Annotated in this window: 15 protein-coding genes; 9 read left to right on the top strand and 6 right to left on the bottom strand. The window is 48.7% G+C overall.

Annotation, left to right across the window (positions count from 1 at the left end):
* Positions 1-13: 13 nt before the first annotated feature.
* Both DHU66_RS07325 and DHU66_RS07320 read left to right on the top strand, forming a co-directional pair.
* Positions 14-2554 (top strand): S1 RNA-binding domain-containing protein, encoded by a 2541-nt coding sequence (locus DHU66_RS07325; RefSeq protein ID WP_108775204.1) that lies wholly within the window; start codon positions 14-16, stop codon positions 2552-2554.
* Positions 2555-2628: 74 nt separating this feature from the next.
* Positions 2629-3054: an RrF2 family transcriptional regulator gene (locus tag DHU66_RS07320; RefSeq protein WP_108775203.1), complete on the top strand. Its 426-nt coding sequence runs from the start codon at positions 2629-2631 to the stop codon at positions 3052-3054.
* 42 nt (positions 3055-3096) lie between these two features.
* Here the strand turns inward: DHU66_RS07320 and DHU66_RS07315 are convergent, their stop codons facing one another.
* From DHU66_RS07315 to tnpA, 3 genes are all read right to left on the bottom strand, one after another.
* Complete coding sequence (locus DHU66_RS07315) at positions 3097-4422, bottom strand: MATE family efflux transporter (RefSeq protein WP_108775202.1); 1326 nt, start codon at positions 4420-4422, stop codon at positions 3097-3099.
* Positions 4423-4578: 156 nt separating this feature from the next.
* Positions 4579-5745 carry an RNA-guided endonuclease TnpB family protein gene (locus tag DHU66_RS07310; RefSeq protein WP_167836312.1) on the bottom strand — a complete coding sequence of 389 codons (1167 nt, stop codon included), beginning with the start codon at positions 5743-5745 and terminating at the stop codon, positions 4579-4581.
* Positions 5732-6178, bottom strand: coding sequence for an IS200/IS605 family transposase (gene tnpA, locus DHU66_RS07305; protein ID WP_108775200.1), 447 nt, complete (start codon positions 6176-6178; stop codon positions 5732-5734). The genes DHU66_RS07310 and tnpA overlap by 14 nt, the downstream gene beginning before the upstream one ends.
* Positions 6179-6457: 279 nt before the next feature.
* Here tnpA and DHU66_RS07295 point away from each other — a divergent pair, with 279 nt between their 5' ends.
* Positions 6458-6823, top strand: coding sequence for an FCD domain-containing protein (locus DHU66_RS07295; RefSeq protein ID WP_108775198.1), 366 nt, complete (start codon positions 6458-6460; stop codon positions 6821-6823).
* Positions 6824-6829: 6 nt separating this feature from the next.
* The gene (gene ilvD / locus DHU66_RS07290) at positions 6830-8587 is read left to right on the top strand and encodes a dihydroxy-acid dehydratase (protein WP_245309442.1); all 1758 of its coding nucleotides are present in this window, start codon (positions 6830-6832) and stop codon (positions 8585-8587) included.
* A 59-nt stretch (positions 8588-8646) separates the two neighbouring features.
* Here the strand turns inward: ilvD and DHU66_RS07285 are convergent, their stop codons facing one another.
* Positions 8647-9135 (bottom strand): hypothetical protein, encoded by a 489-nt coding sequence (locus DHU66_RS07285; RefSeq protein WP_108775197.1) that lies wholly within the window; start codon positions 9133-9135, stop codon positions 8647-8649.
* A 792-nt stretch (positions 9136-9927) separates the two neighbouring features.
* On the opposite strand from DHU66_RS07285, the gene DHU66_RS07270 reads away from it, so the two are divergent.
* The 3 genes from DHU66_RS07270 (at position 9928) to DHU66_RS07260 (ending at position 11016) form a co-directional block, all read left to right on the top strand.
* On the top strand, positions 9928-10197 hold the full coding sequence (locus tag DHU66_RS07270; protein WP_108775196.1) for a type II toxin-antitoxin system RelB/DinJ family antitoxin: 270 nt from the start codon (positions 9928-9930) through the stop codon (positions 10195-10197).
* The gene (locus DHU66_RS07265) at positions 10197-10454 is read left to right on the top strand and encodes a Txe/YoeB family addiction module toxin (RefSeq protein WP_108775195.1); all 258 of its coding nucleotides are present in this window, start codon (positions 10197-10199) and stop codon (positions 10452-10454) included. Before DHU66_RS07270 ends, DHU66_RS07265 begins: the two co-directional genes overlap by 1 nt.
* Positions 10455-10878: 424 nt before the next feature.
* Positions 10879-11016: a hypothetical protein gene (locus DHU66_RS07260; RefSeq protein ID WP_209451766.1), complete on the top strand. Its 138-nt coding sequence runs from the start codon at positions 10879-10881 to the stop codon at positions 11014-11016.
* Positions 11017-11055: 39 nt separating this feature from the next.
* On the opposite strand, the gene DHU66_RS07255 is transcribed toward DHU66_RS07260, so the two are convergent.
* Together DHU66_RS07255 and DHU66_RS07250 are read right to left on the bottom strand one after the other, a co-directional pair.
* Positions 11056-11466, bottom strand: coding sequence for a hypothetical protein (locus DHU66_RS07255; protein ID WP_108775194.1), 411 nt, complete (start codon positions 11464-11466; stop codon positions 11056-11058).
* Positions 11459-12310 (bottom strand): pyridoxamine kinase, encoded by an 852-nt coding sequence (locus tag DHU66_RS07250; RefSeq protein ID WP_108775193.1) that lies wholly within the window; start codon positions 12308-12310, stop codon positions 11459-11461. Before DHU66_RS07250 ends, DHU66_RS07255 begins: the two co-directional genes overlap by 8 nt.
* A 94-nt stretch (positions 12311-12404) precedes the next feature.
* On the opposite strand from DHU66_RS07250, the gene DHU66_RS07245 reads away from it, so the two are divergent.
* Together DHU66_RS07245 and ppk1 are read left to right on the top strand one after the other, a co-directional pair.
* Complete coding sequence (locus DHU66_RS07245; protein ID WP_108775192.1) at positions 12405-12836, top strand: GNAT family N-acetyltransferase; 432 nt, start codon at positions 12405-12407, stop codon at positions 12834-12836.
* Between the two features lie 4 nt (positions 12837-12840).
* On the top strand, positions 12841-14973 hold the full coding sequence (gene ppk1 / locus DHU66_RS07240) for a polyphosphate kinase 1 (protein ID WP_108775191.1): 2133 nt from the start codon (positions 12841-12843) through the stop codon (positions 14971-14973).

Below are 14973 nucleotides of genomic sequence, written 5' to 3'. Positions count from 1 at the left end.
GGAATACGATCCCATGGATGAAAAAATTATTCAGAAGATTGCGGAAGATCTGAAAGTGAGTGCAGACCAGGTTGAGGCTGCACTGAAGCTGCTTTCAGATGGCAATACAGTGCCGATGATTGCAAGATACCGCAAGGATGTGACCAAAGGCCTGGATGAAGAACAGATTCTGTATATTGAGAAACAGTTTGATTATCAGAATAAGCTGAAAGAGCGTAAAGAGGATGTGCTGCGGCTGATTGAAGAACAGGGCAAGCTGACCGATGAGATCCGTGCATCTGTCAATGCCGCTGACAAGCTGTCCGTGGTGGAGGATATTTACCGTCCGTATGCACAGAAGAAAAAGACCAGAGCTGCTGCTGCCATTAAGCTTGGCTTGCAGCCGCTGGCTGACTGGATGCTGTCTTTACCGAAGGAAGGCAGTGTTGAGGAAGAAGCTTCCAAGTATGTGACGGAGGAAGTCAAGACATGGCAGGATGCCGTACAGGGTGCCAAGGACATCATTGCTGAGGCTGTCAGTGACAATCCACAGCAGCGCTGGGCGTTCAAGGATACAATCATGAAGAGCGGTGTTCTGAAGACTGCACTGAAGAAGGATGCCAAGGATGAAGGCAAGGTCTATGAAATGTACTATGACCGCTCTGAGAAGATTTCTACCATTGCGGATCACCGCATCATGGCCATTGACCGTGCTGAAAAGGAGAAGGTCATCACGGTTTCCTTTGTGTTTGATGAAGAACATCTGATTCACGAAGCAGAGAATAACATTCTCAAGGGTGAGGAGCCTGTGTGCGTCAATGAGATCAAAGAGGCAGTGGCAGATGGCTGCACAAGACTGCTGTTCCCTTCGATTGAGCGTGAAATCCGCTCTGATCTGAGTGAGCGTGCCCATACAAAGTCTATCGAGGTATTCTCCGAGAACCTCGAGAAGCTGCTGCTGCAGGCACCGCTGAAGGGCAGAGTCGTGCTGGGCTTTGACCCAGGTTATGTCAATGGCTGCAAGCTTGCGGTAATTGATGAAACCGGCAAAATGTTAACGGTGGACAAGATCATTCCGTTTGGCAAGAAACATCCGGATCTGGAAGGCTCCAAGAAGAAGCTGCTGGATATGATCCGCAAGTATAACGTCAAGATCGTTGCGATTGGCAATGGCACGGCATCCCGTGAGAGTGAGAAGCTGATTGCGGATCTGATCCGTGACAATCATCTGGATCTGGAATATGCCATTGTTTCTGAGGCTGGTGCTTCGGTATGGTCTGCCCAGGAAGCTGCTCGTGAAGAGTTCCCGGATATGGCCATTGAAGAGCGCAGTGCTGTCTCCATTGGCAGAAGACTGCTGGATCCGTTAGCGGAACTGATCAAGATTGATCCAAAGTCCATTGGTGTCGGCCAGTACCAGCATGATTTGCCGCAGAAGGCACTGTCAGAAAGACTGGATGAAGTGGTCTCCAAGTGTGTCAACCGCACAGGTGCTGATGTCAATACGGCATCCCAGGAGCTGTTAACCCATATTTCCGGTCTGAATGCAGGCATTGCCAGGGAGATCATCAATTACCGCAATACGCATGGCCGTTTTACGAACCGTGAACAGCTGAAGCAGGTCAAGAAGCTTGGCCCTAAGGCCTTTACCCAGTGTGCAGGTTTCCTGCGTATTGTCGGCGGTGATGAGCCGCTGGATGAAACAAGCATTCATCCAGAGAGCTATGATGCAGCCAGAGCTTTGATGAAGGCATGCGGCATCACAAAGCTTGGTGAAGCAGATGCCCAGTTCCCGGCTGATAAGACCAAGGATCTTGGCATTGGCGACTATACACTGAAGGATATTGAGGATGCCATCCGCCAGCCGCTGCGTGATTACCGTGATCAGTTTGAAGGCGCGCTGCTGCGCAGTGATATCCTGGATATCAAGGATCTGCATGTTGGTGACAAGCTGTCCGGTACGGTCAGAAATGTCGTTGACTTTGGTGCTTTCGTAGATGTCGGTCTGCATGAGGACGGCCTGGTGCTGCCGAGCCGCATGAGCATGCAGCACGTCACAGATCCAACAACTGTGGTCAGTGTCGGAGATATCGTCGATGTGTGGGTAGCGGAGATTGATGTGGACCGCAATCGTGTGGCACTGTCGATGATTCCGCTGGATTCTTTGAAGCAGAAAGAAACACAGATGAAGGAACACCATACGCGCAAAGCACCGCGCAAGGCTCTGTCACAGCTGAAGGTTGGCGAGAAGTACCATGGTACAGTTGAGAATCTGACTTCCTATGGTGCCTTTGTGGATATCGGTGCCAGGAAGGCGGGCTTGCTGCACGTATCCAGGATGTCGATGGATAAGGTGGAAGATCCTTCCACGATCGTCAAGCCGGGTGATCAGATTGATGTGTATGTCTCTGATGTAGATACAGAAAACAACCGTTTGTCTCTGTCACTGCTGTCTCCTGAAGAGCTGGCAAAGAAGAATCCTGGTGCTGCCAGAAGAACATCCCGTCCTGCGCCACATAAGCCTGTGACGATGGATGATGCTATGGCAAGGCTGATGGAGCGCTTTGGCAAGTAAGACATTTTCAGACATTGGGCATCAATAGCCCGATGTCTTTTTTAATGTGCTAGGATAGGGACGAAGGTGTGAATATGAAAGTTTCAACAAGAGGAAGGTATTCACTGCGGCTTTTGGCTGATATTGCCAGCCACCAGGATGAAGGACCGGTATCTTTGAATGACACTGCCAAGCGGCAGGAACTGTCATTGAAGTATCTGGAATTGCTGGCGGCACCGCTTGTCAAAAAGGGCTGGCTGATTACAACCAGAGGAAAAAACGGCGGCTATCAGCTGGCAAAACCGGCCAATGAGATCAATGTTGCCGATGTGCTGGAAGTGACGGATGGACTGGAACCGGTGGAGTGTGTCTCCAATGGGGATTATTCCCAGTGTGACAGCCGGGAGTCCTGTACAACGATCGGTCTGTGGCGTGGTGTTACAGCTGTGCTGCATGACTATTTTGCCAAGATTTCGATTGCGGATCTGGCGGCCGGAAAGTACCGGGATATCAGTGAATAGAAAAACGGGCTGCAACAGGGTATTCAACTGTTACAGTCCTTTTTAAGTTCTGGTTCGGAAATAACGGTGCTGGAGTGGTGCTTCAAAGGCGAGCATTGCGATCCAGCCGATGAAATAGGACCACGGGATGGCCGCAAAGCCCATGTGGAACCAGAATACCATCGGGATTTCACACAGTACGCGGACACCGATGTTGACAAGACTCGAATACAGCGTGATGCGCAGATCGCCGATGCCTCTGAAATAGCCCTGGATGCCGTTGGTGATACCGGGCAAAATATAGAACCATGCCATGATGGACAGGTAATGGACACCTTCCTGGATGACGGCTTCATCACTTGTAAACAGTGTCATCAGGAAACGGGAGAACAGCCATGTGACAAGGCCGATGGCAATACCGTAGATGATTTCGATCCGCATGCCAAGGAAATAGGATTTCCTGACTCTGTCATCCAGATGGGCGCCTTCATTTTGTGCCATTACCGAAGTCATGGCGTGGGCAATGTTCTGCTGGGGGATGGTCGCAAAGTCATCAAAGCGGTTGACGGCATTAAAGGCCGCAGTGGCATTGACACCCATGGTATTAACAAAGGACTGGGTGCACAGTTTGCCGATCTGCACGGATGACTGCTGCATGGCCGACACAAAGCCAAACGATACGGTTTTGACAAACATGCGGCGGTCAAAGACGAACCATTCTTTTCCTAAGCGCAGCACGGAAATGTGTTTTCTGATATACAGCAGGCACATGATGGCACTGAGCATCTCGCACAGGGTTGTGCTGATGGCAGCACCGGCAATACCGGCGTGCAGGATGATGACAAAGAACAGGTCGCCGGCAATGTTGAGACCTGCTGAGACAGCAAGAAAGATCAGCGGGGAAGCACTGTCACCCATTGCCCGTAAGATGGAGGCAAGATAGTTATAGATAAAGGAGAAAAACAGGCCGAACAGGATGATGCGCATATACTGTACTGCCAAGGGCAGGATATCAGTCTCAACCTGCAGGATGGTCAATACCGGCTTTGCCAGCAGAAAGAGTATCGCTGCGGTGGCAAGGGAGAAGATGCCGCCGGCAATCATGCCGGTGGATACCTGCTTTTTCAGGGCAGGGATATTTTTTGCGCCATACAGCATACTGACCAGGATTCCTGCTCCCAGACAGATACCGTTGACAAAGAGCAATACAAGCGTGATAACCGGGTTGGTTGTGCCGATGGCAGCAAGTGCTTCCTTGCCGACAAACCGGCCGACGATCATGGCATCGGCAGCGTTATAGGTCAGCTGTAACAGGGTGCCCAATACAAGTGGAATTGTAAAGAAGATGATCTCCTTGAGCAGCGGCCCGTTTGTCATATCCTTTACCATAGCAAGCCTTCTTTCTGAAACGAGTTCTATGATACTGTGAACTACTCGTCTCTAAAGAGCCGAGCTTCTGGGAACGCTGATCGCGCAGCCTTTTGATACGGCTTCCGGAGGATCATGCTGTTTACCAGGGACTGTTCCAGCCCCGCTATAGCCGCTCTAAGCGGCAAATAATCCAGTATGCAGGATGTTCACTGCAGCATTCACATCACGGTCGTGGTGTGCTCCGCAGACAGGGCAGGTCCACTCACGCACTTTCAGCCAGCCGTAAGCGTTATACCCAAGGCGTTCGTTGATGACACCGCAGTCTGAGCATACCTGACTCGTATATGCAGGATTGATTGTTACAAGCCTTTTACCGTAGAATGCACACTTGTACGCCAGCATCTGAGCAAACATGCCCCAGCCCGCATTATGAATGGCACCAGACAGATTATGGTTATGCACCATGCGGCTCGGCTTCAGGTTTTCAATGACGATCACGTCAAAATCTCTGACTAACGAAGTAGTCAGTCGATCAAGATAGTCTTGACGCTGATTCGCAATGTGTTCATGTATTCTGGCGACCATCCGACGCGCTTTCTGATAATTCCTGAAATCTTCAAGTGTTAGCGCACTGTCCTTCTTCATAGCTTCTTTGGCTCTCAGAAGCCGTCTTGAAGCAGTACGCTGCCAGTAGTGCAGTCGGTCAGCAGATTCTTTATCCCATCGCGGCAGCCCGTATTTTGTGCCATCCGAAAGAATTGCAAGATCTTTCAGTCCCAGATCAATGCCAATTGCCTTTCCTGTTTTCAAAAGCTCTTCTTCCTCGTAATCGCAGAGTACAGACGCATTGATGTTCCCGCTGGGAAGAATTCTCACGGTGACAGAGCAGATTCTTCCATGCGGCATTCTCCCGGATTTGTAATAAATTACGCCGATCTTCGGAATGCGGATATGATGAGCATCAATCACTGCAATATTTCCATTGACGCACTTGGAAATGAAGCTGTCTGTATGCGTGCTGCGCTTTTTGAACTTCGGCTTTCTGCCAAGCCCGGAAAGCCAGCGTGCATATGCATTGGAAATGTTGTCCACCGCTCCCGTGAGAGACGTAGAGTCCGCTTCTTTCAGCCATGGATGTTCTTCTTTCAGACGCGGGAGAAGATAGTTCAGATTTCTTCCATAGAGCAAAGACGCTTTCGGGTCCAAGTCTCTGCGTTTCTGATTTACAGCAACGATTTCGTTATACAGCCATCGTGCACATCCTGCTGTTCTGCGGATCTGCTGCATTTGCTCAGCGGTCGGATAAAGCCGAATGACAAATCCCTTCTTAATCTTCGGCATTTGCATTCTCCTTTTTCCACTGGTCATTGATGTATTTTGCGACAGCCTGTTCATTTGAAACACCGATGCTTTCGACAAAGTAGGACGGCGACCACAAATGCTGGGCTTCTTTCTTCCAGTAGAATTGTTTCAATTCAGGATGCATGCGAAACAGGCGAAAAGCCGAAGTCCCTTTCAAACACTTGACAATGGTAGAAACGGAAATCTTCGGAGGCGCAGAAACGATCATGTGCACATGATCGTCGAGCCTAATCTCGACACGCTTGATGATAAAGCCTTTCTCATCCGCAATGTCATACAGAAGCTTAATCAGATCTGCTTCGGCACTGCCATTGAGAACTTTGTTTCTGTGTTTGATTCCCCATACGATATGGTAGTTCAGATGATAGACACATGTCCTACCATATGTAATCATGTCATCATTTCTTTCCATGCTTATATTATAGCATATTTCAAGCTACCATATGTGGATGCGAATCACAATTCATCACGGGTTAAAAAAACCGTTTTCCTTGTCCGATCTACAAAAAAGCAGGTCTTGTTGACCTGCAGTATGTGTTACGCTTCCTGTGATTCGGGCTTTGTGTGATTGAAATCAGCACGAATGGTGTATAGATCGCAAAGGAAATCACGATGCAGAGCAGTTGGGTAATAACGGCACCGACATCGCCGCCGGAGGCAACGAAGGCCATGATTCCCTGAGGCATGGCCCATAGCCCTTGCGGCAGAGCGGGCCGATGAAGCGGAAATTGCGAAAATACGCCAGTGCTGTAATGCCTGTGCAGATGATATCCACAATGGCAGCCCGCATCTGCAGGCAGATATTGCCTTTCACAGTGCGATTGTCGAAGCAGCGCACAATGAAGTGCTTGTGCGCATCACGCCAATGATCCATGATGGTGTAGGTGTGTTCATTGATTATCAGAACCATGATCAGATCGGAATGACGCTGCAGTCACATGAGGCCGTGTGTCAGGCAGTTGAGACAAAAAATCCGGATGCGGCTGAAAAGGCAATGAGAGCACATATGCTGCATAACCAGGAATTGGTCCGGAAATTTTTTGTGGAAAAGAGGTAAGGAAAGATGCTGAAAAGTCAGAAGATGAGAGAAGTGTCTCCGGAGATGGATCCGCTGCGGCTTGGCAGTGGATGGAAAAAGGAAGATCTTGGCAAACCACAGATCTATATTGAAAGTACGTTTGGGGATTCTCACCCAGGTTCTGCCGGACTGGATCAAATTGTGGAAGATGTGCGCACGGGTGTGAATGATGCCGGCGGTTTTGGGGCAAGATACTTTGTCACGGACATGTGTGATGGGGAAAGCCAGGGCAATGATGGCATCAACTATTCCCTTGTCTCAAGAGAGATGATTGCCAACATGATTGAGATTCAGGAGAATGCAACGCCGTTTGATGCCGGTGTGTATATTTCTTCCTGTGATAAGGGTCTTCCTGGCAGTCTGATGGGCATGTGCCGTGTGAATATTCCTTCTCTTGTGGTATGCGGCGGTGTAATGAAAGCCGGACCGGATCTTCTGACCCTGAATGAGCTTGGCTATTACAGTGCAAAGTATGAGCGTGGTGAGATTGGTGCTGACAGACTAGCCTGGGCAAAACAGAATGCCTGTCCGAGCTGCGGTGCCTGTTCTTTCCTTGGCACAGCCTGCACGATGCAGATCATGGCAGAGGCTCTGGGACTGGCAATGCCCGGAACGGCACTGCTGCCATATGGCAGTAAAATGCTCAAACAGGCTGCTGTTTCTGCTGGCAAGCGCGCGGTTGCATTAGCAAAGGAAGGTTTGCGTCCATCAGACATTGTGACCATGAAATCATTTGAGAATGCGATTCTTGTGCATGCGGCCATCTCCGGCAGCACCAATGCCTTATTGCATCTGCCGGCGATTGCCCATGAGCTTGGCATCACGATCACTGGTGATGACTTTGACCGCCTGCACCGCAAGGCAAAGTATCTGGTTAATATCCGCCCAACTGGAAAGTATCCGGCGGAATTCTTCTATTATGCCGGCGGTGTGCCGATGGTTATGGAACAGATCAAAGGGGAACTGCATCTGGATGTGATGACAGTCACCGGGAAAACACTTGGTGAGAATCTGGAAGAGCTGAAACAGAATGGCTATTATGCACGCTGCCAGGCAGAACTGGAGAAAGCCAACCAGCGATATCATTTGCATTTGAGAAGGCAGGATATCATCCGTGATGGCAGTGATCCGATTGACAGTGATGGTTCGATTGCGGTACTGCATGGCAATCTGTCTCCATTAGGTGCCGTGATCAAGCATACAGCATGTCCGAAAGAGATGTTTCATGCGGTATTGAAGGCAAGACCGTTTGACTGTGAAGAAGATGCACTGGATGCCGTGCTGCATCATCGCATTCAGCCGGGTGATGCCGTGATCATCCGGTATGAAGGGCCGCAGGGATCCGGCATGCCGGAGATGTTCTATACAACCGAGGCCATTTCTTCAGATCCAGAACTTGGCCGCAGTATTGCCTTGATTACAGATGGGCGCTTTTCCGGTGCTTCCACTGGTCCGGTTATTGGCCATGTATCACCAGAAGCACAGGCTGGCGGGCCGCTGGCGTTGGTGGAAGAAGGCGATCTGATCCAGATTGATATTCCGGAAAGAAAGCTGGAGATTGTCGGCATTCATGGAGAAAAGATGAGCGCAGACAAAATCCATGCTGTATTGCAGGAAAGAAAGGAAAATCTCGCTCCGCATCCGCATAAGTATCAAAAAGGGGTGCTGCGTCTGTTTGGCATGCTGGCAGCGTCACCGATGCAGGGTGCCTGGCTGGACTATGATCACATTCAGAAAAAGTGATATTGATTTCACTTCTGCCTGAAGAAGATATTTGCTGTGAGGAAGATACGTAACTTCTATCACAGCATTTTCTTTTGATTCACAGGCGTTCTGGCAGGCATGATACTGCTGTGAAGGCAGGTGGAATGTATAAGAACTGCCATATTCATCTTTTCCGGAAAGGCAGTCATAATTATCTTCGTTGCCTGGGGAAACATCAAAGTCAGGCTCTGTGATTTCGACAGTGGATGGATGAAAAAGAGATGGGATATCCATGGCAAGCGGCCGCATGAAATAGAAGGCAAGCAGATCCAGAGCCAGAAAGAATACGATTCCCCAGATGTTCCTTTTCCGTCCGGAAGATGCAGGGTCATCGGGTCTTTGTGCAGACAGCGGATGATCAGAAGCAGAAAGATGACAAACAAAGAGGATGTCAGTAAAAGCCAGCTGAAGTAATAGGCATAGCCAGAGACGGCTGCTGGCATGAAAATCATGGTCATATTCAGGATCAGGGAGACAATCAGCAGCAGTACGGCAATGGGCATCACGATCATAAACAGGATATTCATGTCATGACAGGATAAAATAGCAGCAGCAAACAGCATCCCGAAATCGGGATATAACATTAATATATTCAAAGAATATTCCGGTATCGGGATAAATAATCCAGATACGATCATGACAAATGGTCCAAAAATGATCTTTGATCAAAATAGCATTCGGGATATGTATTCCGGAGGCTTCTATCCGTATCAGACGATGGAAGAATTCTGGGGATACTGGTGCCGAAATTTCTGGATCAACCGGTACGCGGCGATCCCATCAGCTCAATGTTGATCAGTGCTTCCAGGGAAGCGGATTCGATAAGAAATGACCACGAGGCGTCGCTGCGATGACAGTTTTGTGAAGGATGAGGGCAGACATCGGCGAGGTTCTCGAGGCGTTCGGTAAGTATCTGGAAGCAGAAATGCCGGAGTATGCAGGATATGCCATGCAGAGGAAAAGCTGATCACAGATGCAACGGCTCTGTCGCCGGCAAGGTCGGATCAGCGTCTTGTTCTCTGGCAGAGAGATATCACAACGTTACAGCTCGATGCGATTGTAAATGCTGCCAATTCGCAGATGCCCATGTGCTTCTCGCCGCTTCAAGTCTGCATTGACAATATCATTCACTCCGATCCGCTGCTCCCGCATACTCTTTTTCCAGTTAATTGATTTGAACCCGCAAAATAAATTACCTTACTATAATATCTCTTATTTAATATAAAGCATTTTCATTGCATTGTAATGATATTGCTTGCATATAGCAACACATACGCTATAATTAGAGTGAAATAAGAGAAGAAAAGGAGGTCTACACTATGACAAATGTTTCTAACGTGAATTTCAGAATGGACTCTGACTTGAAGAAGAGTATGGAAGAAGTATGTGATGAACTTGGAATGTCGATGACCACAGCATTTACAATCTATGCGAAGAAGATGACTAGGGAACATAGAATACCGTTTGATGTATCGGCAGATCCATTTTACTCTGACAGTAACATGCGTTATCTTAATGGCATTGCTGATGATATTAAAACTGGAAAAGCACACTTTTCTGAGCATGAGCTGTTGGAGAATAATGATTGATGGGAGTCTTGTGGGAAGATAGAGGCTGGGCGGATTATCTGTTCTGGCAGACAGTAGACAAGAAAACTGTAAAACGGATTAACACGCTCATCAAAGATGCGCAGCGAAATCCCTATGAAGGGATTGGCAAGCCGGAGCCGTTGAAAGGAAATCTCAGTGGATTCTGGAGTAGGAGAATTAACGAAGAAGACCGTCTGGTTTATGATTACTCTGAAGGACGAATCAGAATAATCTCTTGCAAAGGGCATTACGAGTAGCGAAAGAAGATAAGTAAAGAGAAGTCACCAATCTGGCTTCTCTTTTTATGATTATCCCCGCAGGCAGAGTCAGATAGCTTTTCAGTCGCATTCTCTGGACTCACTGAAAAAAGAAGTGAATTCCGTTCCAGCGATATGCCTCTTAATTATTTTCAGCGGGTTCAAATGTTGTTGCTGAAATAATCAGCTCCGCCTTCCAGCTTCCCAGTCTTCAGCCCGATCGGAAACATATTTATAAGTCAAAGAAGAAGTAAAACAGGTTACTCGATACAAAGATTGGATCGGAAAATAGGCAAAATAAAGGTGCTGCAACGCCAAGATTCATTGACTTAACTATGTCAAATGATCTTATTCGTTACAGCCCCTTTACCGTTATTATCAGGTCACGGCGAGTCTTACGGATCAGAAAACATTTGAGCGTGAAATGAAGCCGTTTGAACAAATAAAGGATAATTATCCCAAGACAATACTGACGCTGGATCGCTTTTCTCTGGGAAATTACAATGGTATTCAAGTGGTCAATGCAGTTGATTGGCTGCTGGATCCAGGTCTGGATGCATAAAGAAATACCGGAAAGCGATGCTGCCTTCCGATATTCCTGTCATTTCTTCTTTTTCTTGTGTTTCAGGCGGTCTGCCATTCTGGTCAATGCGGATGCCTGCAGGTAATAGTCCTGTGCATGTGTTTTCAAAGCTGGATATTCTTTGGCAAGCTCGCGCAGAACATCTCCCTGTTCTTTCTCACTGCCTGCCATATCAAGAAACAGCCTGCGCTTTCCGAGTATGGACCAGCGCTTGAGAAACTTCAGGTCGGAATCTGTGCCGGTCACTTCCTTCTTTGTGATCACGGCCAGAGCAGTGATGGTTTTCTGGCGGCTGCGTGCTGCTTTAAGCAATGGTTCTGAGAAGGAAGGATCTTTGTCAAACATCTGGGCAATGCCTTCATACGTAATCACAGCATTGGCCGCATACTGCTGTGCCTTGGCCAGCATCTTTTCGTGTTTTTTATCCATTGTTCTGTTCCTTTATCTCTGCACACTGCCGGCAAAGCCAAGGCAGTACCTGCTCAAAGTTGACGCCGTAGTCATTGTGATCTTTCTCCTGCAGGGTTGCTTCAATGCTCCGGGAGATGAATTCACAGGCCAGCTGGAGTGCATCTTCCATTGCCATGCCCTTTGTAAGTCCTGCTGTCAGCACCGAGGCAAACAGATCTCCTGTGCCGTGAAAATGAACGGGCTGTTCCTTTGCCATGGCCCAGAAGAACCTGTCTTCTTTCCTGCTGTAAGCAAAGGCACCAAGCTTTCCTGCCTCTCTGGATACGCCGGTGATGACGGCTGTCTGGGCACCATTGGCACATAATGCACTGCACATATATTTCAGCTGTGCCTCATCGGGGGAGGGGTTGTATGGCATGTCCAGCAGGAAGCACGCTTCACAGACATTTGGTACGATGACATCTGCTTTTGCACACAGGGATTTCATTGCCTGAACAAAGCCTGTGCCAAAGCCCGGATACAGTTTTCCTTCATCTCCCATGCAGGGATCTACCAGCCGCAGGCGGTCTTTTCCGAACTGTGCAAACAGTCCGGCCGCAATGGCAATCTGGTCAAGGGAGCCAAGATAGCCTGTATAGATGGCATCAAAGGCAAAATGTTCCTGTTTCCATACATGGATGATCTTTTCCAGGTCGCCGGTCAGATCAAGAAAGGTAAAATGGGAAAAGGCGGTATGAGTAGATAAGACTGCTGTTGGCAGGACTGCGCATTCAATGCCCATGGCACTGATCACTGGCAGTGCTGCGGTCAGGGAACATTTGCCGACACAGGAGAGATCCTGCATGGTAAGAATCTTTTTCATTGACATCCTCCGGATACGTCTGACATTATAGCAGGATTTGCATGTGTGACGCATTGGCGGCGGTGTTTGGGTGTAAAATGGGGAAGTGTTGACAATGAAACAGACAGAATCCGTCACTTTGCGCAGGATACAGAAACAGGATGAAAACGTTGTGCGGAATTTGTTTGACTTTGCGATGCCCGATGAAGCGTGCTGTCTGTTTGTGACTGCATGCCTGCAGGATGGTGCGGTGCATGAGCTGGTCTGTCTTGGCTCTGCATGCATTGGCATGGTTTCTGCGGATCATGGTGAGATCAGCTACCGGATCCGGAAACCATGGCGTCATCATGGCTTTGCCAGTATGGCCGTGTGCCTGTTCTGCCAGAGGCATCCGATGGATCTGTGGGCAAGAGTGGAGAGGGATAATGTGGAAAGCATTGCTGTTCTGAAAGCAAATGGCTTTCAGATCGATAGTGCTGCAGATCATTTGCTGTATTTTACAAGGCATTTACAATCGGCTGATAAGATAGCTAAAGTGGGGTGGTGACAATATGATCAAAGACTTATATGAAATGGGCTGCACGCAGAACCGTGAAATTTCCTGGCTGCGCTTTGATGACCGCGTGCTGAATGAGGCAAAAGACGAAAGCGTGCCGCTGCTGGAGAGACTGAAGTTTGTCTCGATCTACACTTCCAACCTGACCGAGTTCTTCCGGGTCAGAGTCGGCTCTCTCTATGATATGGAGAAAGTCAAGTTTGATGCCGTGGATAATAAGTCCGGCCTGACGGCGAAGGGGCAGTTGGATGCGATTTATCCAGCCGCAAGACGTGGGTGCCGCAAACGTGACAAGGTCTATGCCCAGCTGCGCCAGGAGATGGCAAAAGAAGGCATCTGTGATCTGGACATGGATGAGGTGACCAAGGACGAGCAGAAGTACCTCAAGAAGTATTACAAGACCATGGTCGAACCGGTATTGACAGCCCAGATTGTGGATACCCACCATCCATTCCCGAACCTGCTGAATGATCATATCTATATTGCCGCTGTGATCCGTTTGAAAAAGCATGGTGTGTTTGGCTTTGTGGCGATTCCGCCGAGTCTGAGTGATATCGTCATTCTGCCTAATGAACAGCAGCTGCGCTTTGTGCATACCGAAGATCTGGTGCGCTATTATGCCGGATCGCTGTTCCCAGATGCACAGATTCAGGAGACACTGAAATTCAAGATTGCGCGTTCTGCTTATATTGATCCGGAAGATGAAGCGTTTGATGATATTCATGACTATCGGAAGAAGATGCTCAAGGTGCTCAAGGAGCGCCGTAAGATGCATGTCACCCGTATTGTGCTGTCTGACCATCCTTCCCGTGCCCTTGGCAAGTATCTGTTCCGCCATCTGGATGTCAATGCGCAGATGCAGTTTGTCTGCACCGTTCCATTCTCTTTGAAGTATGCGTTCTCACTGGGCCGCTGCCTGAATGAAGAACAGCAGAAGAAGTATCTGTATCCGCCCTATGAGCCAAAGCTCTCTCCTGCCTTCGACTATCATCAGCCGCTGTTTGATCAGATTCTGAAGAAAGATGTTCTGCTGTCTTATCCATATGAATCCATGGCACCATTTTTGAATCTGGTGAAGCAGAGTGCAGATGATGATAATGTTGTCGCGATCAAGATCACGATCTACCGTCTTGCCTCCCATGCCCGTCTGGTGGAGTACCTGTGCCAGGCTGCAGAGAATGGCAAGGAAGTCGATGTGCTGATTGAGCTGAAAGCACGTTTTGACGAGCAGAATAATATCGACTATTCCCAGAAGCTGGAGGATTCCGGCTGCAATGTCTTCTATGGTTTTGAACACTACAAGGTGCATTCCAAGATCTGCCTGATCACCCGCAAGGATGACAGCGGCAAGCCTCAGCATGTCGCACTGGTGGCAACTGGCAATTTCAACGAGAATACAGCCAAGCAGTATACCGATCTTGCCTTCTTAACTGCAGACAAAGCAATCATTGCGGATGCAGTCAACTTCTTCCAGAACATGATGATTGGCAAGCTGGATGGCACCTATAAGTCTCTGCTGGTGGCACCGGTGTCTTTGAAGCCGACGCTGCTGGAATTGATTGAACGTGAAACAAAGAAGGGGCCAAAAGGGTACATCTTTGTCAAGATCAATGGATTGACGGATGAGGATCTCATTGGCACTTTGATTGAGGCCTCTCAGGCTGGTGTCAGGATTGATATGGTCATCCGCGGTATTTCCTGTCTTCTGCCGGGTATCAAAGGAAAGACTGAAAACATTCATATCCGTTCGATTGTAGGACGCTATCTGGAACATTCCCGCATATATATTTTTGGCACAGGCAGAAACCAGCGTATGTATATCTCTTCGGCTGACTTTATGACCAGAAACACGGAGAGACGTGTGGAGATTGCCTGCCCGATCAAGGATGCAGAGATCCGCAAGCGGATTCTGGCTTATGTGGATCTGTGCCTGAAGGATAATGTCAAGGCACGTGTCATGGGTACCACAGGCCGCTACCGCAAGGTGCATTCGGCTGCGGAGCCGCTGTCCTGCCAGGATGAGTGCATGAAGCTGACCAAGGGTGCACCGGATCAGCCGCATCGTCATAAGGGAACAAGACAGGCAGTTGTATTTGATACCCGGTTTGGAAAGAAAAAGAGTAAATAG

The sequence above is a fragment of the Lactimicrobium massiliense genome (assembly GCF_900343155.1).
GTDB classification, from domain to species: Bacteria; Bacillota_I; Bacilli_A; order Erysipelotrichales; family Erysipelotrichaceae; genus Bulleidia; species Bulleidia massiliensis.
This window is presented reverse-complemented; position numbering and strand designations above follow the sequence as displayed.